The following is a 23,151-nucleotide window of genomic DNA, read 5'->3' on the forward strand; positions in this document are numbered from 1 at the left end:
GTTACCGTTGGTAACTCGAAGACCGACAACTAAGGCGTATTGCCTTTTTATTTTGTCCCATGTTACAATCAGTCTATACAAGAAATGAGTTGATATAACATGGAATTAGATACAAATAATCATTCAGTATTTCTTCTTTATTACCACCTTGTTTTAGTAACGAAATATCGTAGACAAGTGATTGATGATGAAATATCTGATTATGCCAAAACTACTTTTGAAAGAATTTCAGAATCGTATCACATTACTTTAGTGGAGTGGAATCATGATAAAGACCACGTTCATATTATGTTCAAAGCTCAACCTAAAACAGAATTGACAAAATTCATCAATGCCTATAAAAGTGCCAGCTCAAGATTGATAAAACGTGACTTTCCAAGAGTCAAACAATTTCTTTGGAAAGAAATGTTCTGGTCTAAAAGCTTTTGTCTTCTGACAACTGGTGGCGCACCAATTGATGTGATTAAGAAGTATATCCAAAATCAAGGAAACAATCATAAATAGAAAGTAGGTGAACTTTATGGAACAACTAAAAGCATACAAATTCAGAATCTATCCAACAGAGGAACAAGAAATCTTCTTTGCCAAATCTTTTGGTTGTGTCCGTAAGGTCTACAATCTAATGCTTGATGACCGAAAAAAGGCGTATGAAGAAGTTAAAAATGATTCTTCTAAAAAAATGACTTTTCCGACACCAGCTAAATACAAGAAAGAATTTCCGTTTTTGAAAGAAATTGATAGCCTTGCTTTAGCCAATGCCCAACTTAATTTAGATAAAGCATACAAGAATTTTTTTCGGGATAAATCCGTTGGATTTCCACGTTTCAAAAGTAAGAAAAATCCTGTTCAGAGTTATACAACGAATAATCAAAATGGTACAATTGCTTTGATTGATAGTAAATTCATCAAAGTTCCTAAATTGAAGTCATTAGTAAGAATTAAGCTTCATAGACAACCAAAAGGGATTATCAAATCTGCTACAATATCACGTCATTCTAGCGGTAAATACTATATTTCTTTGTTGTGTAAAGAAGAAATTATCGAATTACCTAAAACTAATTCCACAATTGGTATTGACTTAGGTATTATGGACTTTGCGATTCTTTCTGATGGACAAAAAATTGATAATAATAAATTCACGTCCAAAATGGAAAAGAAACTAAAGCGTGAACAACGCAAATTGTCTAGGCGTGCTTTATTGGCTAAAAATAAAGGTACCAATCTATTTGAAGCTAAAAATTATCAAAAACAAAAACGCAAAGTAGCTAGATTGCATGAAAAAGTAATGAATCAACGTACTGATTTTCTGAATAAGTTGAGTACAGAAATGATCAAAAATCACGATATTATCTGTATTGAAGACTTAAACACAAAAGGTATGTTGCGAAATCATAAATTAGCTAAAAGTATTTCTGATGTTTCTTGGTCAAAGTTTGTGACTAAATTACAATACAAGGCTGACTGGTATGGACGAAAAATCATCAAAGTAGATAAATGGTTTCCGTCTAGTCAGATTTGTTCAGAGTGCGGACATAAAGATGGCAAGAAATCTCTTGAAATTCGAGAATGGACTTGTCCTGTTTGTCATACTCATCATGATCGTGATATCAATGCTAGTATCAATATTCTGACCGAAGGTCTAAGACTACATTCTATGGGATTGGCTTAGATCCAATCATCAAGAACCGTAGGAACTACGGGGATAGCTTGGTAAATAAGAGACACCGCTGTTAGTAAAGAAATACGCTATCAAGTATGCTCTATTCCCAAGAAGCTCCCACTTCAAGCGTTAAGAACCGTCAGGTTTAGCTAAGTGGTGAGTAGTTCACTAATATTGACAAGGTACAAGAATTACTAAATAAAGAATTCCCAACACTAATTAAAAGCGAATTAACTGAAGATTTTGATAACAATCGTTTTGTTTTTCGTGGTATTTTAGAAGAAATTTTTTTAGAGTTGACTAGACAATCATTGGGAAATAGTTCTTATCAGTATTACTATAAAGAATGGTTTAACAATTTTTTAAAAGGCTTAGATGATAATCAATATAAAGAGTTTTTATCTCATATAGGTACAAATTTTTTTGCTATTCTTCATTCGTACTATAAACAGTATGATTATTATGATTTAAGTATGTTTCTTCCAGATGAGCTAATTTTTGATGAACATTCGAAAAATGAAAAAAAATATATTACATTAAAAACTATTTATATGAATTGGTTAAAAAGAAGTTATATTTTAATACCTGAGAAAGATTTGAAGGGTAAACTTTTTGCTAATAGGTTATTAGAATTTATGTTTAAACAAGCTGAACCAATAGTTTTTTTTAGAATTATTGGATTTAGTATGTTTATTGACAATTCAATTTATGATCAGGAATCTTTAAAAGATAGTATTTTTAAATATGCAACGGAACCTAGTATTTTTATAGGTATAGGTAGGACGAAAGAAGTTTTTAATGATGATATACTTGAAGATGTTAGATCAAAAATTGAAGAACACCAAAAATGGACATATAATTTTATAAAAAATTTAGGTGGACTAGGATATTATTATTTAATAGATGTTAATACTTTAGATATGGTTATAGAAGTACTTGAAGAAGTAATTAATGATAGAAATAAAGATGATATTGATGATTTAGGATTAAGTCAAGTCCATAATCCTGTGTAAAATACTATACAATGTTTTACCGGTCTCTCATTGATCAAACTTAATATATTTTCTTGTAGAACTGAGCCATTCGTCATGAAGGTCCATAAGGACAGCTCCAATTAATCGATTGGCAGACGTTCGGTTGGGAAAAATCCGAATAATCTTTTCTCTTCTGCGGACTTCCTGGTTCAGTCGTTCAAGAAGGTTGGTGCTTTTTAGCCGATTATGACTATTTCCGATAACCGTGTATTGAAAGGCATCTTCGAAGCCATTATCCAATATTTCGCAGGCTTTTGTATATTTAGGCTGGTCGATATATTCACCGACTAAGGCATTCTTAGCTGTTCGAGCGAGTTCAATATCCGTAAACTTAAAGATCGCTTTTACTGCTTCTCTAAACGGTTTTGAATTCTTTTTTGGAATGGAACTGAAGATGTTTCTTAAAAAATGGACCTGGCATCTCTGCCAACTTGCGTTGGTAAATGACTTACGAATCGCAGACACTAGGCCTTTATGGGCATCAGAAATGATGAGTTCTGTCCCCTTTAGGCCGCGTTCTTTTAAGTATTCAAAGAAGATGGACCATGTGTCATCACTTTCTTCATTTTGAATCATGAAGCCAATGATTTCACGGTCGCCACCTTCTGTTATCCCGATCGCAATATGGCAGCTTTTAGAAAGCACTCGATGGTCCTCACGGACTTTTATGTAGAGAACATCAGTCATCAGATAAGGATAATTCGTACCTGAGAGTGAACGGTTCTGCCATTCGTTGACCATCGGGTCTAACTGCTCAGTCAGGCTAGAAACAAAAGATTTCGATACAGATTTTCCACATAGCTCTTCAACAATCTTTGAAACTTTACGTGTCGAAACGCCCGAAACATACATCTCAAGCATTGAAGCGAGCAGTGCCTTTTCATTTCGCTGATAACGCTCAAACACCGTCGGTGAAAATTCACCATCACGTGTTCTAGGCACTTTTAATTCGAGTGTACCCACACGAGTCGTAAAGTCTCGCTCATAATAGCCATTTCTTTGACTCTGACGACTTTCTGAACGTTCATAGTCATCGGCTTGAATATATTCTGTTCGTTGATTTTCCATCAATTGGTTGAAAACAGTGGTTAAAATATTTTTAGAAACATCATCTTTTACCGAATGTTCAATAATACTTTGAACCTCTTCGTTGTTCAGTGTAAAATGTACTTGGGTCATGTAACGTCCTCCTGGGTATGTTTTTGTGGTTAAAAACATTGTACCGTAAAAGGGCTGTTACATGGCCTTTTATCTTTTACACAATTATATGGACTTTATCTAGGATTAACAAGATTAAATGGAGTTTATTATGTATTGTTACGTTATCGGCAAATTTTCTAATTAATTTAATTTTTTATATAGTATTAAATAACTTTTTTTCTTAGTATAGAGGTATTAAATTCACAAACTTTTAAATTAAAAAAATGAGTAAAATTCGGTATGTTTCAACTAGACCAATTTCACTTCACAAAGTTAGCAGAAAAAAGGCTTGGTAGAGCTTGTACTTGGGATAGTAGCGATTATGTAAACTATCTTGAAAAATAACAGTATGGAGTGTTTTTATTGAATAATAAAAAATTAATTATTTTAGGAAATGGATTTGATTTAGCATGTAATTTAAAGTCAACATACAAAGCTTTTTTTGAAAACAGAATAACTTCTGAAATTAAAGAAGTGTTAAATGATGCGTTAAAATGTTTTAGGGATCAAATGATCGGTGACGATTTATTTGGATATGATACTATTTTTAAAGTTAAAGAACCTAAGGAATATATTCAAGTTAGAAGAACATTACAGGTTAATAATGGAATAGGAACTCATAGTGTATATGGCGTAATTAAAGATAGTAATTTAACTTTTTGGGATTTGATTTTTTATTATTCAGGTGGGTCAGAAAAGGATTTACAATGGCAAGATATAGAACAAAAAATGTTAGATTTCTTTTGTTCTACAGATGAAAATATTAAATTTCCCAATTTGAATATGATAAAAAAAACTTTACGCGGTGTTTTTTCAGGTGTTAATGCAGAAACATTAATTTGTTTACATTTAGCTTCATTTTTACCTGATAGAAATGAATATGAAAGCAAGAATCTTTTGAATTATTTGTATGATGAATTAAGAACTTTTGAGAATAACTTTGCTGAATATATAAGAAGTATAATTAATGATGATTATGAAAGCAAAGCTTGTAATCTTTTATTGGCAATGGTAGAAGCTTCTTCCATTCCACATATTTCAGACAAAGTATTTTCCTTTAATTATACTAATCCTTTTAAGGATCAATTAAAAATAATTAATGTTCATGGAACAGTTAAGGAAAACAATATTATTTTTGGTATTGATCAAGAGAATGTTGATCCTACTAAAGATATTTATAGATTTACTAAAACTTTTCGTCAGATGACTGAAACAAAATTGGCTGTAACCTATCAAGAGAATATTTTACCAGATAAAGAAGAAATTGATGAAATAGTTTTTTTTGGACATTCTTTAAGTACATTGGATTATTCATATTTTCAAACTATTTTTGATCATTATGAGTTATATCAGTCAAAAATTAGATTAGTTTTTTATTATAAAAAATATGGCGATTATACTAGAGAAGATATGGAATTAGATTTAGCGCAAAAAATTAGTAAAATGTTATATACTTATTCACCTAGTATTGATAATCCTAAAAAAGGAAAAAATTTGTTGCATAAATTATTGTTAGAAAAAAGACTGATTATCGAAGAAATCAGATGATAATATATGGTATAATTTGGAAGTAGAAAAGTGAAAAGATGGTGGCTAATCTCTTGAAAAAGGGGTGATGCCTATGGTTCATAGCTTTATCCCTAGAAGGGAGTAAGCAAGTGTCAACTTTTGAAGCAATTCAACTGATGATCGCTTTTGCGACGTTAGTTTTGCTGATAATTGACCATAAGGACAAAAAATAACCATCTAACACTTTGACAGAGGATAGATGGTTTGTTAAAAAAACATTTAATTCAAAGTCACCGTCTTTTTAACGGTTCTACAAAAGGAATTGGAGCTATGTTCGCGCATGGCTCCTTTTTCTTTTCGTTTTTATTATAGCTTAGATTGTTGGTTATTTCCAGTATATTGTACGTTTGTTGATAAATGCGTAAATAATTTAATGATAAGTAAAGAGTGAAAAAGTAAAAAAAACTCATTTTTTTCTTTTTTTATTGTAATTTAACGTTACGATTATGAATTCAAATTATACGATTATGAAGTGATATCATTGTTTTTTGAAAAAACGAGAACGTATGTTTGCGTATTTTTTTGTGTTATGCTAAAATTTTTTTGTAAAATTTGCTTAGTTGAATTTTACAGATAAAATTATTTCTTTTTTTACTCTTGACAATTATTTTAGTTAAGGGTAAAGTCTAAAGCGAGTTGATTGTGATTTTTAACACAGTCAGTTAAGTGTACATTTGAATACAAAAAAAATGAAGGAAGGCTTTCCGCTCAGGGCTGGTAACCCTTCGAAGCTAAGAAAGCCACAAAGACCTAGCTAGTCCCTAGGCTCCTTCACCGTCATGGCTTTCGCCACAACGGTAACATGATAACATAATACAATAAATACTTCTATGAATTTCTTTTAATTTCTTATCTTTACAGGGATTTTTGTGCCTATTTTTAGATGAAAAAATTAAGGATAGATTTTTAAAGTTATTTTTGTAGCATGATTTGTTACTTAGTAAGGTGTTTTTATAAGCTTATGACAGTGAAAAAAGGAGTTAGTTGCTATTTAGGCAATTAACTCCTTTTTTCGTTTTTGGCGTTATCAAATGGAATCACAATCAACTCGTTATTTCTTAACGATTGATCCTTGATAACTGAATATTGAACAAGAAAAAATCCAGTAATAGCTTATTTCTTGTTCTCTATACACATTAACAAACATGTATAGCATAGCCTAGGAAACTATACTATAGCATGACTTTATTCATTTGTGTAGTTGGTTGAGGAACCATTTATAAAATCCTTAAGACGTCCGCTTAGAAGGGGGGCGCTGATGGTACTAGATGGAACTGGTAAACCGTAAGGGTAAACAGGGTACTTGATTGACAAAGAGTCTGCATTTCAGGCGTGCAATCCGAGCAGTAATGCCAAGACGATTCCTGAAAGAAGATTGCTACTACAGCAATAGCACATTTAAACAGGAAAGTATCTAAGAGAGGTACGTTAATGAACAATATTGATTATTTTAATCAGCAATTAGAAGTTGAACTAAAAGAAATGCTGATACACCATAGAAAAGTCTATGAAAGAAATAGACTTCGTTTAGAAGAATTAGGTGTTCAAGAATATTTACGAAAGTTTGAAGTTGATTTCGAAGAAAGTGTCACTTTCATAAAAGAAAAAAACTATAAGGCTGCATTAAAGATTTTACCAGATAAGTTGGAAGATCAGACCTTTAGAAATCAGCGTGAGTATTGTGCTTTTTGTATTGATGTGATCCATAAACAAGCGATACCTTCGTTTTGTTATGGTGTTGAGATGGAAGAAGCCAATTTACGTGCTACAGCGAATCAATATATTCGCATAATCAAAGAGAAAGAAGGAAAAGAGTAATGGATTTTTTGAAAATTAAACCAAAAGAAACATTTGGGACGTTGTCCTTTGTAGGAAAGCCAATTAAAGGTTCAGAATATATGCAAGGATCGGGGCGAGATCGTAGACATATTGGAAATTATTGTCGTTTGTTAAGTTCTCGTCAGTCAGAAACTATTGAAATTATTCTACCTACTCGTGTTAATTTGTCTGAATTTAACTTTGGAGACGTTGTAACTATTGAAGATGTGAAAGTAGAGCCTATGAGTGAAAGTACTAATAATGGTGCAATTGTAGGTTGGCGTATATTTGCACAAAATATGAAAAAAGGAAATTCTTAGTGGGAGGAAATTATCAATGCCAAAAAGAAATGAATTAAATGCAGGGATGGAAATTGATTCAAAAGAGACATTTGGAGAATTACTATTTTTGCGTATGAAGTCAGATAAAACAGAAGTTGATGAGGATACAGGTGAACGTAAGGCAACTCATAGACGTTATGTTGTTCAATCAAGAAAACAACTTTCAGAGGAAATTATTACAATTCCAGTAGAAACACCATTACGTGAATTGGTTGCTGGAGATAAGGTAGAAATTATCAATCCTAGTACAACTTTATATGGATTTGGTAATGGAACATTTTCAAATTCTTATATTCAGGTTTTTGCTGAAGATATTAGAAAAATTTCTGAACCAGCGGGCGTAAAACTACAAAATGATTCAAAAAATCAAAAAGACACCCCAAACAAATAATTGGGGGGTAGCAAAATGAATGTATTGGATCGTGATGTTAAGTTTAGGTATCAGTTGTTAGATCGTATGCGCCAAGAGGTTGGTTATTGTCGACGATTACTTCTATCGGCTAAAGAAGATAAAAATGAAAGTAATGCTGATTTCATTTTGGATAATCATTTATGGGGAGGAAGAGATAGTCATTTTTCTACCATGAAAGATATCTTAAACAGTTTTTCGGAAGAAGAACAGCCCGAATGGTATTCGTTGCAACAATTGGAACATGATAAAGCTGAATTAGAAGAACTATCAGGACTAACGATAGGTTAGATTTTTATTAGTATGGAAAGGAGATAAGTATGGAATATGTTTTATTTGATTTAAAGCAAAATAAATTCTTTGCTCAAATAGAAGATTCAAAGGAAGGTTTTTATCTTACTTGCGAATATGAATTTGCTTATCGCTTTTCAGAAGAAGAAATTGAATTAGCTTGGCACATGGCGTATAAATGCGCATGGTTAGGGCTAGGTAAATTTTATGTGCTTGGCGATTTTGAATAGATCATTTTTTTATAATTCTGTAACTTGATTTATTTTCGCTTAGTAGACCTACGGTTAAAAGGAGGGATATATTATCTCAAAATTTTTTAATTACCGAGGTATAAGGATAAGAAAAATCCATTTAAATATTTATAGATTATATCTGTTTTTGATGGCTTTACCTTTTTTAGTTGGGGTAGGCTTTTTTTGTTACTTTAAAATCTATCCTATTGTGAAGCCAATGATTGAAAGTGGGGAAATTGAGTATACTCAGTTACTATTTCCAATGGTTGAATTAGTAGGAATGTTGATTCTCATTTTTGGAAGTTTATCGTTGATACGTAAAACTTCTAAAATTCGAGGGAAATATTTTGTTCGTGTTTTACACCGACAAATGTTAGCTCAAATGATTCTTAGTCGTAATTGGGTAGATCGTAAAACGAAAAAAAATACAGATGGAAAAACACGTGAAGTAATAAAGTTTCCTAGAGTTTATTATAGGCATAAAAAATTTACTACGGAGATTACTGTTCCAACTGATGGAAAAAGATATCATGAACAGATGTTAAAAATTGGTCCTGTTTTGGAGCAAATGTTTTTTGCTGATTTAATTGAGTCTACTAGCGAATTAGGGTTTACAAAGTATGAATTGCTGATCGGATTAGGTACTAATCGAATTTCTATTCGAGACGTGAAAGTCACTCAAACTTCTATTCAATTGATGAAAGATTTTGTTTGGGATTTTGCCAAAATGCCCCATATGTTGATTGGTGGTGGTACTGGTGGAGGAAAGACGTTTTTCTTGTTTACTCTTGTGTTGTATTTATCGCAGATTGGCACAGTTTACATTTGTGACCCTAAAAATGCAGACTTAGTTTCTATTGGGGAATTACCAGCTTTTAAGAATCATGCTTTTAGTGGCGTAGATCGTATTGCTCGCTGTTTGAGAGACGCTGAAAAAGAAATGTTAAATCGATTTGCTTATATGAAAACACACCCTGACTATAAATGGGGAGCTGATTATACGTATTATAATATGGCGCCTTATTTTGTAATTGCTGATGAATGGAGTGCATTAATGGCAGAAGTAAATGATGATTTTAGAAAACGTCTAGAAATTATGAAGCCATTAACACAAATTATTCTAAAAGGACGTCAAGCTGGTGTGTTTATGGTTTTAGCAACGCAACGTCCAGATACCGAAGATATAGACGGAAAATTGCGAGATCAATTTAATGTGCGTGTTTCCTTAGGAAAGCTTGAAAGTACTGGTTATGCTATGATTTTTGGGAAATCTGCAGAAAACAAGAACTTCTTTAATAATGATGTTCGTGGGCGAGGATATATAAGTGATGGTGGTATGCCTAGAGAAAATTATTCTCCTTTAGTTCCAAAAGATTTTGATTTTAAAGAAGCACTGTCTAAGATTCCTAAAATGATTGAAGAAGACTATTCAAAATTGAATTTAACAGAATCTGAGAAGGAACAACTTGAAAAAGAATTAGAAATCAAAGGAGGAATTTAGTAAAAAGTGTTACAAATTTAAGCTATTTAGAAAATTTTTATCTCCAGACTGTTAATAAATGGGAATAAGGTATAAGAGCATTTTTCCCATTTTTGCTGGGTTGAAAAGTTTTCCGAAGTTGTTGCTTGCGGTGCGGAGCGAACAAGGTCTCCTTGTGAGAGGTGGGCGCCACAGCGCCCACCGATGAACGCAACGACGAGCCGAGGTCTCCTCGAGCGAGACGTGTACAAGCAAGCTTACAAATTCGTGAAAGGCGCCGGTTTTGCGCCATTTTCAAGCAAAAATGCGGGGAAAAATGGTCTTGGCGAGCTTTGCTCGTCAAGCTGTAACCCCCATATTCTAACAGGGGGGTAGTAATGTGGAAAATTAAGAAAAATTATGGTAGTAATGCTTGATATATAGGCATTTCTTTTGGTTGCATACTTAAAAAAAAAAATCCCGATTTTGACAACTAAAATTTCTAGGAGGGAAAAGCAATTGAGAATACACACATTAGCCATTTAGCTAAAAGTATAAAGGCTTCTAGATTAAGATTTAGAATGACGCAAACAGAGTTTGCGAAAGAAATTGGTGTAAGTCGTCAAATTATTAGTGAATTAGAAAGAGGAATTTCACGAGTTTCGGAAGAAACTTTAAGTAAAATACTTGATTATATTGCAGATCAAGATCGACATGAGCCTCTTGAATGCATTATTGATTATTTGAGAATCACTTTCCCAACACATGATACTACAGGTATTTTTGAGGATGTATTGAAAATTGATAAAGCTTATTTTGCTGAGGTAGAATCTCATTTATATGGGTATATAGGTGGTTATCAATTAGACTATATTCAAGTTCTTTATTCAAAGAAAAATGATGAACGTGGCGTATTAATTCAATTATCAGGTCAAGGATGTCGTCAATTTGAAGCTTTTCTCGAAGCACAAGGAAGATCGTGGTTTGATTTTTTTTATGCTTGCTTTGATTATAAATGTAGAGTGACAAGACTTGATTTGGCAATTAATGATTATAAAGAATACCTTAGTATTCCTACGCTGTTAAATAAGATTTTTCGTCAAGAATTGATTTCTCGTTTTCGCAAGTTTGATTTTAACGGTTCAGGAAGTATCTCAGAACGTAAACAAGAAGGTACAAGTATCTATTTTGGCTCAAAGAAAAGTGAATTTTATATCACGTTTTATCAGAAAAACTACGAACAGGCTCGTAAATTAGGAATACCAGTGGAAGAAGTCCCAATAAAAAATCGGTATGAATTGCGGTTTAAAAATGAACGTGCCATGTTAGCTATTTCTGAATTTCTAAAAACTGGTGATTTGCCAGCAATTGCTTTAGGAATTATGAAAGATTATTTACAGTTTACTGATCGAAAAATTGGTGTTGAACGTAGATATTGGAAAACAAATCAAAAATGGGCTTTTTTCTTAGGAGATGCCGAAAAAATGCGTTTATCGATAGAACCTAATGAACAGTTATATGAGCGTTCTAAAAATTGGTTTAAACGTTCGGCTGCGGCTACTGCTAAAGTAATTCTAGAAATCGATAAAATCAAGGGAACAGAAGAACTACAAGAAATTCTAGATGAAATTGAGTTAAGCGATAAGCATTTACATGTCATTGAAGTACAAACAACAGATATTAAAGATACTCCTGAACATTCACAAGCAGAAATTGATCGAGTACACAAGGCGTTTGATATTATTTGGGATCACGTACAAAATGGTAAATCGTCTACGGATACAACTTATGATTTGAAAAAAGTCAATGAGTCTGAGGACGATATCTACTATAACTACAAGTTCAAATCAGAAGCAAACAAAACAGACGGTAAAGCAAGTGTCAGCTTTGACAAAGACATTCCGGGTATGCGTATTTTAGATCAAAATGGTAAAAAAATTTCAAAAGACAATTTACCACTTAATCAAGAAATTACCATTCAAATTCCAAAAGGTACACCAACAGGTGAATTAAAAATTACGTCTGAGGGCGATATTAAATCTGTTCATGTTTTTAAATACGGGGGAGATTCTGCGGTACAACCAGCCAATTCATTAATCAGCGTTGATGATGAACATAGGACAGATGAACAGAAAATCAATTGGAAATTAAGAAATATCGTCATTGGTACGACAGCTACAGATAAAGCTGATAATGATAAAATACTTGCACCAGATACAACAGCTACAATCGTTGATGAAGTAACGTATGAAAACGCAATTGTTGGTGAAGAGTATACTGTGACAGGAAAACTGATGGATAAAGAAACTGGAAAAGTTTTGTTAGTTGATGGAAAAGAAGTGACTGCAAGTGCTAAATTTACAGCAAAAACACCAAACGGAAAAGTACCTGTCGAATTTACCTTTAATACCGCTGGCCTAGACAGTAAAAAGCTAGTGGCTTTTGAAAGTATGTCAATTGATAATAAAGAAGTTGCCACTCATGCGGATATTAACGATGAAGGGCAAACGGTAGAGGTCGATAAAAAGACACCAAAAATTGGAACGACAGCAACGGATAAAGCCGATAAAGATAAAACATTGGCGACCGATCAAAAAGTAACAGTGGTTGATGAAGTATCTTATACTGGTTTGATTGCTGGTAAAGAGTACACTGTCACAGGAACATTAATGGATAAAGAAACAGGAAAACCATTAATGATTGACGGAAAAGAAGTAACCAAAAGTGCTAAATTTACAGCAAAAACTGCGAATGGAAAACAAAATATCGAATTTACTTTTGATACTGCAGGTTTAGATGATAAAGAATTAGTTGTTTTTGAAAATCTTTATTTTGGCACGAAAGTAATTGCTACGCATGCAGATATCAATGATAAAGGTCAAACTGTCAAAGTGGATAAGAAAACGCCGAAAATCGGTACAACAGCCACTGATAAAGCCGATAAAGATAAAACACTGGCAAACGATCAAAAAGTAACAGTCAATGATGAAGTTGCCTATAAAGGATTGGTTGTTGGCAAAGAGTACACTGTTACAGGAAAACTAATGGACAAAGAAACAGGAAAAGCTCTATTAGTGGACGGAAAAGAAGTGACTGGAACAGCCAAATTTGTTGCCAAAACGCCTGACGGCAAGGTAAACGTTGAATTTACGTTTAATACCGCTGGACTAGAAAATAAAGAACTTGTAGCCTTTGAAAGTGTTAATATTGGCGATAAAGTGATCGCTACTCATGCAGATTTAAACGATAAAGGACAAACTGTCAAAGTAAATAAACCAGAAACACCATTGCCACAAACTGGATCAGAAAACTATCAATCAAAAGGATTGATTGGTCTAGCTTTAGCTGGGGTGTCTGCTTTTCTAGTGTCTGTTTATTCTATTGTAAAACGTAGAAATACAGCTAAATAAGAGTAAAAAAGGAGTATCGGAAAAAACGGTACTCCTTTTTTTATATAAGGAGAAGATGATGAAAAATTTATTTGTACATTGGAAATTGATTGTTGTTTCATTGACTATTTTTTTAATTGCTGGACTTAGTTCTTATTTTTATTTTGGACACCAGCAACAAGAACTAGATAAAACGACTCAAAGTGTTCAAAGTACTGCTATTCAAGCCATGGAGAAACAGCAGAAACAGCAGAAAAACAAGAATAGTACTCAGACAACAGGATCAAATTCAACAGACGCAAGACAGAGCAATGAGATCAAAATTAGTGATTCTAAAAAACAACCTGATTATATTGGTAAAGATGTTAAGCCATTGACTGTGGAAGCAATGAAGAAAGTGAATGCTGAAAAAGTTGTTTCTACTTTTGGAGCTGGCATGATTCAAATTCCTAGTATCAATATGAACCTTCCAATTTTAGAAGGAATGAGTCAAGAAAATTTAAGTGTTGGTGCTGGAACAATGAAACCTAATCAAGAATTAGGTAAAGGAAATTTTGCTTTAGCAGGTCATTATATGACCAATGCTGGCTTGCTTTTTGGTGGTATTAAAAATGTGAAGAAAAATGATTCTGTACAAGTTACTTATAAAAATAAAATCATGAATTTCAAGGTTACAAGAGTAAAACATATTACAGCAGAAGACAATCAAGTTATTTTCGATTCAGAAGGAAATGGTATTTTAACGTTAATTACTTGTGACAGTTCAATTGATGGAACTGATGGTCGTTTAATGGTTCGCTGTGAAGCAGTTTAGGAGGGGATAGAATGATTTTATTTATAGGCGGTGTATTTGTCGGTACGATGTTTGGGTTTGTTTTAACAGCTATTTTATCAGTTGAAAAGTATGAAGACATACTAATGGAAAGAGAAATAAATTCATAAAGAAATACGATTAAATGATTTTTACTTATATAGATGCAGAATTTTATCTTTGGAAAGGGTAATTTTTATGAAAGTTAATATATGGGATTTAGTGAAAGGCGATGAATTTTTTATTGGAAGTTATCCTGATTCGTTTGCGATAGGACGTTGGTTTTCAGCGGAAGAATTAGTTTCGTCTTCTTATGAAAAAATTGAAAAGGAGTATATTAGTCGCTTTAATCCATATAATCGTCCTGAATTAGAATTGGGTGTATTTGATGTAGATAATTATTCTCGATTGTGGCAAGGAGAATATGATGTATTGGATTTAATACGTCGATTGAAGCATATTTATGCTACACAAGAATTTGAATTGCAAGGTTTAAAACAAGATAGCTATGATAATTTAAAATCAGTTGATAAGTTAAAAGCCAAAGAAATGCTTAATCAAGCTGTGAAAGAGCTAGGTTTGTTTTGATATGTAAAAGGAAGAATGTAAATGGAACTTGTTTATTTAGGTTCAGAAATCAAACTTTCTGAGTATCTCTATCGGTATGAAGAAATGGTGCGCTATGTAGTGCAAGAGTCCAGTTTTGCGGATTTATCGTCTGATCGATCAAAAGCATTGTTAAAAGCAGAATTACGTAAGGCAGAAACAGGTTGGTATGAATTTTATAGTTCCAATCGGCGTGGACCAGATTATGCGTATTTGCAGGAACAAATTATTGATTTTGGAACGTCTCGTTTAGATTTGTTTGATTGTCGAGATGAAGAATTGACCGAAGATAATTTTATACATTATCATATTGAATCCTTAAAATCTGAAAAGCTATTGTCTATTTTCCAATTTGAGGAAGCAGATTTACATTTTATTGAGGAATATGAACGAAAACGAGCTTCCGAATATTTTAATGAACGCAATCAATATCTAAAGGGATATGAAAATGATCGGATTTCAGTAAATGAAACTATGCAACGTATTGGATACCAACATTTGAAACAAAGTTTTTTAACAGATCATTTGGTTAATTCTTATAGAAAAAAACATAAAAATTAAGGAGAAAAAATGAAAATTGAATTTAGTGCTCCTTTGCACCGTATTTTATGTGATAAATACGGTTTTTTAATGTTTTCCAGTAGTCCTAGTGAAAAAGAAAAGGAAGAATACTTAAAAGTGTGCGAGTTGCTGAATCGTGAGGATTTACCATTTACTCCGCATGTACCAGTCGTTTATGAACGAAAATTATCTAACATTACTAGTTTGTTTATTAAAGGAGCAGTCAATTTTACTGATACAGGATTACCTTTAGGTTATCGGTATGATTTTTACAAAGCTCGTTATATTGATAAAAACTATCCGCAAGAAATAAAAATTAATAAGAATAAAGAACTTATTTTTAAAAACTTAGATAAAGAAATAGGGTTGGAAAATTATTATACAAAAACAGCATTGAAACATATCAAGGAAGAATTTGAAAGAATGAATCAACATACACCTTTTCAATACCCGATAGACTTCTTTTTCTTAGCTCAATATACTGGCAAATATTGGGGAGAAATAAAGACTAAAGATAATGGCTACATGAATGCTAATATAGAAAGAAATACTATAGTTTTTGATGGCCAAGATTGGAAAGTGAAATATATAGATTCTGAAGGAGAGAACGTTGCTAAAATAGAAGTAACAAACGATAATATTCGTCCAACAAATAATTCTTATACATTCGATTCTTCTATCTTGGAGAGCAAAATAAAAGACAAAGAGAGTGATCGAATAGCTGAATCATTACAATTAAATGATCACAAATACCAAAACATGTCTGTAATTTTTAGCAATCCTGCAATTAATTCATTAGAGCTATCTAATATCGGTGGAAAACCTGCATTGGTTATAACTTTAAATAAAGAAGATTCTGTTTGGAAAATTAACAATGTAGAGTACGGATATTAATTTTAACAGGAGAATACTTTGAAGAGAGGGACTATAACAAGGTATAAGGAAAAGCAGATTACTCAATATATGAGAATCTGTTTTTTTATTTGTTCATTAAGAGAAGCAGGGTAATAGTTTACCTCTTCTTTTTTTATGTTTAACTATTTCTTCTTTACAATTGCGAACATATGTTTGTATAATGTAAAAAAGAAAGGGTGTTATTCATGCTGGATTATTCGAAAGAACCAGTAAATGATTACTTTTTAATTGATATGAAAAGCTTTTATTCAAGTGTCGAATGTATAGAAAGAAACTTAGATCCATTAACGACTGAATTAGTTGTTATGAGTCATGCTGATAATACTGGTTCAGGGTTGATTTTAGCTTCTTCACCAGCTGCAAAAAAAAAATATGGTATTTCTAATGTCAGTCGACCAAGAGATCTACCGCAACCATTTCCTAAAGCGTTACATGTTGTTCCACCACGCATGAATCTTTATATTAAGCGAAACATGCAGGTAAACAATATCTTTAGAAAATATGTAGCAGACGAAGATTTATTGATCTATTCGATCGATGAATCGATTTTAAAAGTAACTCGCTCACTAAATTTATTTACTAATGAAGGAACACGCAATCAACGTAGAAAGAAGTTAGCTCAAATGATCCAAGAACACATTAAAGAAGAGTTAGGATTGATAGCTACGGTAGGTATCGGAGATAATCCGTTATTAGCTAAACTTGCCTTAGACAATGAAGCCAAGCATAATGAAGGATTCATTGCGGAATGGACATACGAAAACGTTCCTGAAAAAGTATGGAATATTTCGGAAATGACGGATTTTTGGGGCATTGGATTTCGAATGAAAAAAAGACTCAATCAAATGGGTATCATGAGTATTAAAGACTTAGCTAATTGGAATCCATACACTATTAAGAACCGTTTAGGTGTAATTGGATTACAGCTGTACTTTCATGCAAACGGCATTGATCGAACAGATATAGCTGTCTCACCAGAACCAACGAAAGAGAAATCTTATGGGAATTCACAAGTGTTACCACGAGATTATACCAGGAAAAGTGAAATCGAGCTGGTGGTAAAAGAAATGGCGGAACAAGTAGCTATTCGTATCAGACGGCACAATTGCAAAACGGGCTGTGTTCATTTAAATATAGGTACGTCGATTTTAGAAACGAAGTCGGGTTTTTCACACCAAATGAAAATACCTATCACAGACAACACAAAAGAGCTACAAAACTACTGTCTTTTCTTGTTTGATAAGTATTATGAAGGGCAAGAAGTAAGACACGTAGGGATTACTTATAGCAAGCTTGTGTATACTGATTCACTTCAGTTAGATTTGTTTAGTGATCCGCAAAAACAAATTAATGACGAAAAACTAGACAAAATAATAGATAAAATCAGGCAGAAGTATGGTTTTACGTCAATTGTACATGCTTCTTCCAAGCTTGAAGGTGCTAGAAGTATTACAAGAAGCACATTAGTTGGTGGTCATGCAGGAGGCACTGGGGGGCTTAAAAATGATTGATTACAATGATCGAGGGCGTTTAAAATGGGCTGGATTTTATTTATCAGATCATACTGAAGAGATCGATTCGGAAAAAGAACAACGAGCAAAACAAAACTTGGCTAAAGAACAAATGACGACTGAAGAGATTTCTGAAGTATTAAATGTTGCAGTAATAAAAAATAGACCATTATGTATTCAAAAAGAAGAACGAAATGCTGAAGGATACTATCCAGACGATATCGTTGGCAAGATATTAGGGAGTGATGAGCTAGGGATCTATATTGGAAAAAACAAAATTCACTACGATGAAATACGTCATATTGAATTTTACCAGGAACATAAATGGAGTCACTTAGAATGAACATAATTCAGCAATATGAACTAAAGTATATAACATTTGAACAGCTATCAGAAGAGATTTGAGGCTATGGACAACGTTTGATAAATGAGGTAGGTGTTGAGCGTTTCTCTTTCTACGTAGAAGCTGTAGCAGGATATCATACTTTTAGGTTTTATATTTCCCCTTTATATATATAAGGTATCTTGTGGATTCTATAGAGTTATTTTTATAAATCCATTTTTGATTTTATAGCAGATATAATAAAAAAGATAAGTGCTGGTATTCCTATAATGTAGGAAAATTCTATAATCATGAAGAGAATTCCGAAGGAAATTACTGTATAGATTATTGTAATAAGAGTATGGAGTGGAATTCTTCTAGTTAATATTTGGATTTCCCAAGGACGAATATATCTAAAAGATTTTTTTGTCACTTTTAAATATAAATAGCTTAATCCATAGCAAGAAAAAGGAAACATTAAAATATTTAGTGTGATTTTTCCAAAAAATAGATATTTTTCTATGTTATCTGCTAAATAGATTAAATGGTGTGTTAGTTGGTAATAAGTGATACTAGAAATAATAAGAATGCTGGGAATTAATCTAGTCAAGTCCATAATCCTGTGTAAAATACTATACAATGTTTTACCGGTCTCTCATTGATCAAACTTAATATATTTTCTTGTAGAACTGAGCCATTCGTCATGAAGGTCCATAAGGACAGCTCCAATTAATCGATTGGCAGACGTTCGGTTGGGAAAAATCCGAATAATCTTTTCTCTTCTGCGGACTTCCTGGTTCAGTCGTTCAAGAAGGTTGGTGCTTTTTAGCCGATTATGACTATTTCCGATAACCGTGTATTGAAAGGCATCTTCGAAGCCATTATCCAATATTTCGCAGGCTTTTGTATATTTAGGCTGGTCGATATATTCACCGACTAAGGCATTCTTAGCTGTTCGAGCGAGTTCAATATCCGTAAACTTAAAGATCGCTTTTACTGCTTCTCTAAACGGTTTTGAATTCTTTTTTGGAATGGAACTGAAGATGTTTCTTAAAAAATGGACCTGGCATCTCTGCCAACTTGCGTTGGTAAATGACTTACGAATCGCAGACACTAGGCCTTTATGGGCATCAGAAATGATGAGTTCTGTCCCCTTTAGGCCGCGTTCTTTTAAGTATTCAAAGAAGATGGACCATGTGTCATCACTTTCTTCATTTTGAATCATGAAGCCAATGATTTCACGGTCGCCACCTTCTGTTATCCCGATCGCAATATGGCAGCTTTTAGAAAGCACTCGATGGTCCTCACGGACTTTTATGTAGAGAACATCAGTCATCAGATAAGGATAATTCGTACCTGAGAGTGAACGGTTCTGCCATTCGTTGACCATCGGGTCTAACTGCTCAGTCAGGCTAGAAACAAAAGATTTCGATACAGATTTTCCACATAGCTCTTCAACAATCTTTGAAACTTTACGTGTCGAAACGCCCGAAACATACATCTCAAGCATTGAAGCGAGCAGTGCCTTTTCATTTCGCTGATAACGCTCAAACACCGTCGGTGAAAATTCACCATCACGTGTTCTAGGCACTTTTAATTCGAGTGTACCCACACGAGTCGTAAAGTCTCGCTCATAATAGCCATTTCTTTGACTCTGACGACTTTCTGAACGTTCATAGTCATCGGCTTGAATATATTCTGTTCGTTGATTTTCCATCAATTGGTTGAAAACAGTGGTTAAAATATTTTTAGAAACATCATCTTTTACCGAATGTTCAATAATACTTTGAACCTCTTCGTTGTTCAGTGTAAAATGTACTTGGGTCATGTAACGTCCTCCTGGGTATGTTTTTGTGGTTAAAAACATTGTACCGTAAAAGGGCTGTTACATGGCCTTTTATCTTTTACACAATTATATGGACTTTATCATTAATCTTATAAGATAGTATGAAATAAATTTGTGAAAGAAATCTTTGTTAGTAGTAATCATAGTTAATACCTTTCTGAAGATTAGTTTCTATAGTATTTTTTTAATTCTAAATATTCCGAAAAGTAAATATGATAATAGATAAATATGATAATTTATCTATTATCATATTTATAAACTAGATAATGTTTTAAATGCTCGCTTTTTATCGGCGTCTAAAGCAGTTTCTACATAATTATCAATCATAGTTTCAATCATTTCGTAGGCAAATTTGTTATCAGTTAATTTCATTAAAATATCAATTTGATCTTTTGTTTGTCTAGAAACTTTGATATTAGCGTCTTGATTTTTTACTACAGGTTTTTTTGTTTTCTTTATTTGTTCTTTTTTTACCTGTATAGTATCTGCAGGTTGATTAGGAGTAATTTTAGTATTTTTTATTAAACCTGTTGGTCTTTTTTTATTAATATCAGTCATATCTTATTTTTCTCCTTCAAAATAATTTATACGATCTAGTAATTCGTCTGAGACAATATTATACAAATCTATTACTTTCTTATCATGTCTATCATATTCGGTAATTCCAGTATTGTCGAAACGTTTAAGACGTGCCATATTCGGTATTTTTGTATTAAATATATTTCCTTCTCCAAAAACTTGAGTTGCATTTTCTAATACAAAGTTATCAAGACTCGCATTTCCGTCCATTAGTACTGGTAACACTCCGACTATTTCAAAATTTCCATTATAAATATTAGCAAGTTTTTGAAGATCATTTAGATACTCAATTGCGCCGTCTAATGATAATTCTTGAGTTTGCAAAACAATTAAGACGTAATCTGATGCTAGTACTGCGCTATCTGTTATATATGATTTTGTTGGTGGTACGTCTATAAAGATATAATCGTATTTTTCTTTTAGTGGTTCAAGAAGTTTTTTAAAGTGATTAATCTTATTAGTAGTAATTTCATTGAAAGTAGGGTCATTTTCTTCTACAAGTCCATAAGTTAAATCTAAGAAGGTACTGTAATTAGCAAAATCAATATAACTAGGTAGCAATGAAAGATTAGGCATAATCTCTGTTTCGATATTAGATATATCTCCTTCTTTAATTGCTGTCATTAATGTTTTATCAAAGCTAAAAACTTCGTTACTGTGAAGTTTTTTAGTTCTTAGTAAAACAGTAGTAGCGTTTGCTTGCGGGTCTAAATCTACTACAAGCGTTTTATAACCTTTTTTTGCTAATTCATAAGCGTTTAAAATATTGTTTTTAGTTTTACCTACTCCGCCTTTATAGTTACCTACAGTTAAAGTTATTGCCATTTATCTCTCCTCCTAAAAATTTATCTATATCTATATTATCATATTATCATATTTAAATAAAGCTAAAAAGCTAAATATGATAAAAGATAAATATGATAAAATATCTTTTTTTATAGTCGATATTCTTTAATAATTCCTTTTATAATAGCTTTTATAAAGGATAACAGCTATTATACAAAAAAGCTAAATATGATAAAAGATAAAAAGATAAAAGGATAAATATGATAAAAGATAAAAAGATAAAAGGATAAATATGATAATATGATAATTGAAAAAATAAGTTGTTGCATATATATTTCTTTTACGATATTATTTTTTATGAAAAAAGAATAAAAAAAAACTGCCCACGAATTGCAGTTCGTGACCAGTAAAGCGAGTTGAAAAACTCGTAAACACTTTGACTGTATTATAGCATATTTTTTGCTGTAATGGTAGTTTTTTAAGACAAGAGAGGACAAACTCTTGCTAGTTTTTACTAGGAATAAAGGGACAGGTCATATGCCAGCCGATTCTATAAAATGGCGTTGCGGACATAAGCAAAGGTTACTCTCATGACTTTGTGTCCTAAGGGTGGTGGCGACCGTTAACGGCTAGGGTGGCAAACAGGATTCCGAAAGAATCGGTAGTTGTCATTCAATGCTGCGATTGGGCTGTTTGATCGTAGGGAATGACAATGTGTGAAAGCACCAACTCATGAGAGATGTGATAGTGGCTCCAAGGCGTCGGCATGACGTTAGGCACTTTTACAGGTTGTACTCTGATCGATGTTTCAATAATTTTAATTTTTTTGAAATGTCTTTCTTAGGGTACAACTATGCTCAACACCAAAACGCACAACAATCAGTTAGAATGACCGGGTGCAGAATTGCAACTGTTTTTCTAACTTTTTTATGTTTATTGGGAAAATATAAATGGGAGAAGATGATAGTTTAAGATTGTTTTTACAGAAACCAAGTATGAATATAGTGATAAGCCTTTGGCTTTTTTACTTTTCAGAACAAATACAAGTATGCTTGTTGGAATTTTGGGAGGAGAAGAATTGTTGTTTAGGATTGATTTTCTACATGCTGATGTTTTATTAAAAGTTATTGATTTTTTGTGGAATTGCTTCATACATGTACTATCTTTTATTGTTAATCATATTAATTTTGATGGATTATTAGGAATTACGGCTTCTTTAATTGCTTTATTAATACCAGTTGCAATTTTGCTTCTTGAGTCTAATGGTAATAATAGTGAAGGTTCTTTTACTTGGGATAAATTGGTATTATTTAGTCAAGTCCTTAAAATAAAAAGCTTTGTTATAGGTCTTTTTGCGATTGTTATTCCATTGATTTTTTGGACTGATGATGCTACTTCTTTGATTGCTGTATTTGCTAATATTGTTATTTTGATTTTTTATATTTATGGTGTTTTTGAAGTTTTTCTTCTTTTAAGGAATAGTTATTATTGGATTATTTCTAAAAGATCAAAGGATATAGATTATAGAAATAGTAATCGGTTTGCTTTTATCGAAGATTTAAAGAATGAGAATTTTACGTATCAAGTTGATATTTGGGATTTAATATGGAGTAATGTTGAACAGAGAGCTGGAATGGATGAAAAGACTTTATTATATTTGTATTTTAAACAATATTCACAATTAACTAAATGTAGTGATAAAAATATTTTTCTGTCTATTTATTTTAGCAATTTTAAATTAGATTTTAACAGAATTAGGCAGAAGTCGCCCATCCTCTATAGGTGGGTGATGAATGCCGTTCGGTATGAGG

The 23,151-nt window shown here is 32.4% G+C and carries 22 protein-coding genes and 2 pseudogenes; 20 read left to right on the top strand and 4 right to left on the bottom strand.

The annotated features are described in order from the left end of the window. The first annotated feature begins 99 nt into the window (after positions 1-99). The 3 genes from tnpA to IGL15_RS14175 all read left to right on the top strand — a co-directional run bounded on the left by tnpA (position 100) and on the right by IGL15_RS14175 (position 2,673). Positions 100-504, top strand: a complete 405-nt coding sequence (gene tnpA, locus IGL15_RS14165) for an IS200/IS605-like element ISEfa4 family transposase (protein ID WP_002287522.1) — start codon at positions 100-102, stop codon at positions 502-504. Between the two features lie 16 nt (positions 505-520). Further along, entirely contained in the window at positions 521-1,669 is a 1,149-nt protein-coding gene (tnpB, locus tag IGL15_RS14170) for an IS200/IS605 family element RNA-guided endonuclease TnpB (protein ID WP_002323589.1), read from the top strand. 287 nt (positions 1,670-1,956) lie between these two features. Next, a complete protein-coding gene (locus tag IGL15_RS14175) occupies positions 1,957-2,673 on the top strand; it encodes a hypothetical protein (protein ID WP_438768088.1) in 717 nt (238 codons plus the stop codon). A 27-nt stretch (positions 2,674-2,700) separates the two neighbouring features. Here the strand turns inward: IGL15_RS14175 and IGL15_RS14180 are convergent, their stop codons facing one another. After that, a complete protein-coding gene (locus IGL15_RS14180; RefSeq protein ID WP_002323245.1) occupies positions 2,701-3,873 on the bottom strand; it encodes an IS256-like element IS1542 family transposase in 1,173 nt (390 codons plus the stop codon). Between the two features lie 384 nt (positions 3,874-4,257). On the opposite strand from IGL15_RS14180, the gene IGL15_RS14185 reads away from it, so the two are divergent. The 16 genes and pseudogenes from IGL15_RS14185 (at position 4,258) to IGL15_RS14260 (ending at position 18,326) form a co-directional block, all read left to right on the top strand. Beyond that, the gene (locus tag IGL15_RS14185) at positions 4,258-5,442 is read left to right on the top strand and encodes an AbiH family protein (RefSeq protein WP_002346501.1); all 1,185 of its coding nucleotides are present in this window, start codon (positions 4,258-4,260) and stop codon (positions 5,440-5,442) included. A gap of 110 nt (positions 5,443-5,552) precedes the next feature. Then, a complete protein-coding gene (locus tag IGL15_RS14190) occupies positions 5,553-5,636 on the top strand; it encodes a putative holin-like toxin (RefSeq protein WP_219336905.1) in 84 nt (27 codons plus the stop codon). A 1,258-nt stretch (positions 5,637-6,894) separates the two neighbouring features. Further along, complete coding sequence (locus IGL15_RS14195) at positions 6,895-7,281, top strand: hypothetical protein (protein WP_081156951.1); 387 nt, start codon at positions 6,895-6,897, stop codon at positions 7,279-7,281. Further along, on the top strand, positions 7,281-7,601 hold the full coding sequence (locus IGL15_RS14200) for a DUF961 family protein (RefSeq protein WP_086294296.1): 321 nt from the start codon (positions 7,281-7,283) through the stop codon (positions 7,599-7,601). Before IGL15_RS14195 ends, IGL15_RS14200 begins: the two co-directional genes overlap by 1 nt. Positions 7,602-7,617: 16 nt before the next feature. After that, positions 7,618-8,013, top strand: coding sequence for a DUF961 family protein (locus IGL15_RS14205; RefSeq protein WP_086294295.1), 396 nt, complete (start codon positions 7,618-7,620; stop codon positions 8,011-8,013). A 15-nt stretch (positions 8,014-8,028) separates the two neighbouring features. Next, positions 8,029-8,322 carry an LPD11 domain-containing protein gene (locus IGL15_RS14210; RefSeq protein WP_086294294.1) on the top strand — a complete coding sequence of 98 codons (294 nt, stop codon included), beginning with the start codon at positions 8,029-8,031 and terminating at the stop codon, positions 8,320-8,322. 29 nt (positions 8,323-8,351) lie between these two features. Next, positions 8,352-8,552, top strand: a complete 201-nt coding sequence (locus IGL15_RS14215) for a hypothetical protein (protein WP_081156955.1) — start codon at positions 8,352-8,354, stop codon at positions 8,550-8,552. 151 nt (positions 8,553-8,703) lie between these two features. Next, entirely contained in the window at positions 8,704-10,056 is a 1,353-nt protein-coding gene (locus IGL15_RS14220; RefSeq protein ID WP_238702701.1) for an FtsK/SpoIIIE domain-containing protein, read from the top strand. Between the two features lie 539 nt (positions 10,057-10,595). Continuing rightward, positions 10,596-13,424: a VaFE repeat-containing surface-anchored protein gene (locus IGL15_RS14225; RefSeq protein WP_258077687.1), complete on the top strand. Its 2,829-nt coding sequence runs from the start codon at positions 10,596-10,598 to the stop codon at positions 13,422-13,424. A 58-nt stretch (positions 13,425-13,482) separates the two neighbouring features. Beyond that, on the top strand, positions 13,483-14,217 hold the full coding sequence (locus IGL15_RS14230; RefSeq protein WP_238702699.1) for a class A sortase: 735 nt from the start codon (positions 13,483-13,485) through the stop codon (positions 14,215-14,217). A 195-nt stretch (positions 14,218-14,412) separates the two neighbouring features. Next, positions 14,413-14,802, top strand: coding sequence for a hypothetical protein (locus IGL15_RS14235; protein WP_104765298.1), 390 nt, complete (start codon positions 14,413-14,415; stop codon positions 14,800-14,802). Positions 14,803-14,823: 21 nt separating this feature from the next. Then, entirely contained in the window at positions 14,824-15,381 is a 558-nt protein-coding gene (locus tag IGL15_RS14240; RefSeq protein ID WP_104765299.1) for a hypothetical protein, read from the top strand. 9 nt (positions 15,382-15,390) lie between these two features. Continuing rightward, positions 15,391-16,275, top strand: a complete 885-nt coding sequence (locus IGL15_RS14245) for a hypothetical protein (RefSeq protein WP_258077688.1) — start codon at positions 15,391-15,393, stop codon at positions 16,273-16,275. 206 nt (positions 16,276-16,481) lie between these two features. Further along, complete coding sequence (locus IGL15_RS14250) at positions 16,482-17,807, top strand: Y-family DNA polymerase (RefSeq protein WP_104765300.1); 1,326 nt, start codon at positions 16,482-16,484, stop codon at positions 17,805-17,807. Then, positions 17,800-18,150, top strand: coding sequence for a hypothetical protein (locus IGL15_RS14255; protein WP_104765301.1), 351 nt, complete (start codon positions 17,800-17,802; stop codon positions 18,148-18,150). Before IGL15_RS14250 ends, IGL15_RS14255 begins: the two co-directional genes overlap by 8 nt. Further along, positions 18,147-18,326 (top strand): annotated as a pseudogene (locus IGL15_RS14260) (hypothetical protein). Before IGL15_RS14255 ends, IGL15_RS14260 begins: the two are co-directional and overlap by 4 nt. 458 nt (positions 18,327-18,784) lie before the next feature. Here IGL15_RS14260 and IGL15_RS14265 read toward each other — a convergent pair. The 3 genes from IGL15_RS14265 to IGL15_RS14275 all read right to left on the bottom strand — a co-directional run bounded on the left by IGL15_RS14265 (position 18,785) and on the right by IGL15_RS14275 (position 21,379). After that, positions 18,785-19,957 (bottom strand): IS256-like element IS1542 family transposase, encoded by a 1,173-nt coding sequence (locus tag IGL15_RS14265; RefSeq protein WP_002323245.1) that lies wholly within the window; start codon positions 19,955-19,957, stop codon positions 18,785-18,787. A gap of 270 nt (positions 19,958-20,227) precedes the next feature. Then, positions 20,228-20,533, bottom strand: a complete 306-nt coding sequence (locus IGL15_RS14270) for a hypothetical protein (RefSeq protein WP_010727959.1) — start codon at positions 20,531-20,533, stop codon at positions 20,228-20,230. Positions 20,534-20,536: 3 nt separating this feature from the next. Then, positions 20,537-21,379 (bottom strand): ParA family protein, encoded by an 843-nt coding sequence (locus tag IGL15_RS14275; protein ID WP_010727960.1) that lies wholly within the window; start codon positions 21,377-21,379, stop codon positions 20,537-20,539. Between the two features lie 976 nt (positions 21,380-22,355). Between IGL15_RS14275 and IGL15_RS14280 the strand changes: the two are divergent. Then, a pseudogene (locus IGL15_RS14280) lies at positions 22,356-23,151 on the top strand (hypothetical protein); the annotation flags it as partial.

The organism is Enterococcus sp. DIV0436a, assembly GCF_051711605.1.
GTDB lineage: Bacteria > Bacillota > Bacilli > Lactobacillales > Enterococcaceae > Enterococcus_B > Enterococcus_B faecium.

Bases quoted from the DNA above. Each gene is read 5' to 3' on its own strand.
- tnpA (WP_002287522.1), top strand. From the start codon at position 100: ATGGAATTAGATACAAATAATCATTCAGTATTTCTTCTTTATTACCAC.
- tnpB (WP_002323589.1), top strand. From the start codon at position 521: ATGGAACAACTAAAAGCATACAAATTCAGAATCTATCCAACAGAGGAA.
- IGL15_RS14180 (WP_002323245.1), bottom strand. From the start codon at position 3,873: ATGACCCAAGTACATTTTACACTGAACAACGAAGAGGTTCAAAGTATT.
- IGL15_RS14195 (WP_081156951.1), top strand. From the start codon at position 6,895: ATGAACAATATTGATTATTTTAATCAGCAATTAGAAGTTGAACTAAAA.
- IGL15_RS14200 (WP_086294296.1), top strand. From the start codon at position 7,281: ATGGATTTTTTGAAAATTAAACCAAAAGAAACATTTGGGACGTTGTCC.
- IGL15_RS14205 (WP_086294295.1), top strand. From the start codon at position 7,618: ATGCCAAAAAGAAATGAATTAAATGCAGGGATGGAAATTGATTCAAAA.
- IGL15_RS14210 (WP_086294294.1), top strand. From the start codon at position 8,029: ATGAATGTATTGGATCGTGATGTTAAGTTTAGGTATCAGTTGTTAGAT.
- IGL15_RS14215 (WP_081156955.1), top strand. From the start codon at position 8,352: ATGGAATATGTTTTATTTGATTTAAAGCAAAATAAATTCTTTGCTCAA.
- IGL15_RS14220 (WP_238702701.1), top strand. From the start codon at position 8,704: ATGGCTTTACCTTTTTTAGTTGGGGTAGGCTTTTTTTGTTACTTTAAA.
- IGL15_RS14225 (WP_258077687.1), top strand. From the start codon at position 10,596: ATGACGCAAACAGAGTTTGCGAAAGAAATTGGTGTAAGTCGTCAAATT.
- IGL15_RS14230 (WP_238702699.1), top strand. From the start codon at position 13,483: ATGAAAAATTTATTTGTACATTGGAAATTGATTGTTGTTTCATTGACT.
- IGL15_RS14235 (WP_104765298.1), top strand. From the start codon at position 14,413: ATGAAAGTTAATATATGGGATTTAGTGAAAGGCGATGAATTTTTTATT.
- IGL15_RS14240 (WP_104765299.1), top strand. From the start codon at position 14,824: ATGGAACTTGTTTATTTAGGTTCAGAAATCAAACTTTCTGAGTATCTC.
- IGL15_RS14245 (WP_258077688.1), top strand. From the start codon at position 15,391: ATGAAAATTGAATTTAGTGCTCCTTTGCACCGTATTTTATGTGATAAA.
- IGL15_RS14250 (WP_104765300.1), top strand. From the start codon at position 16,482: ATGCTGGATTATTCGAAAGAACCAGTAAATGATTACTTTTTAATTGAT.
- IGL15_RS14255 (WP_104765301.1), top strand. From the start codon at position 17,800: ATGATTGATTACAATGATCGAGGGCGTTTAAAATGGGCTGGATTTTAT.
- IGL15_RS14265 (WP_002323245.1), bottom strand. From the start codon at position 19,957: ATGACCCAAGTACATTTTACACTGAACAACGAAGAGGTTCAAAGTATT.
- IGL15_RS14270 (WP_010727959.1), bottom strand. From the start codon at position 20,533: ATGACTGATATTAATAAAAAAAGACCAACAGGTTTAATAAAAAATACT.
- IGL15_RS14275 (WP_010727960.1), bottom strand. From the start codon at position 21,379: ATGGCAATAACTTTAACTGTAGGTAACTATAAAGGCGGAGTAGGTAAA.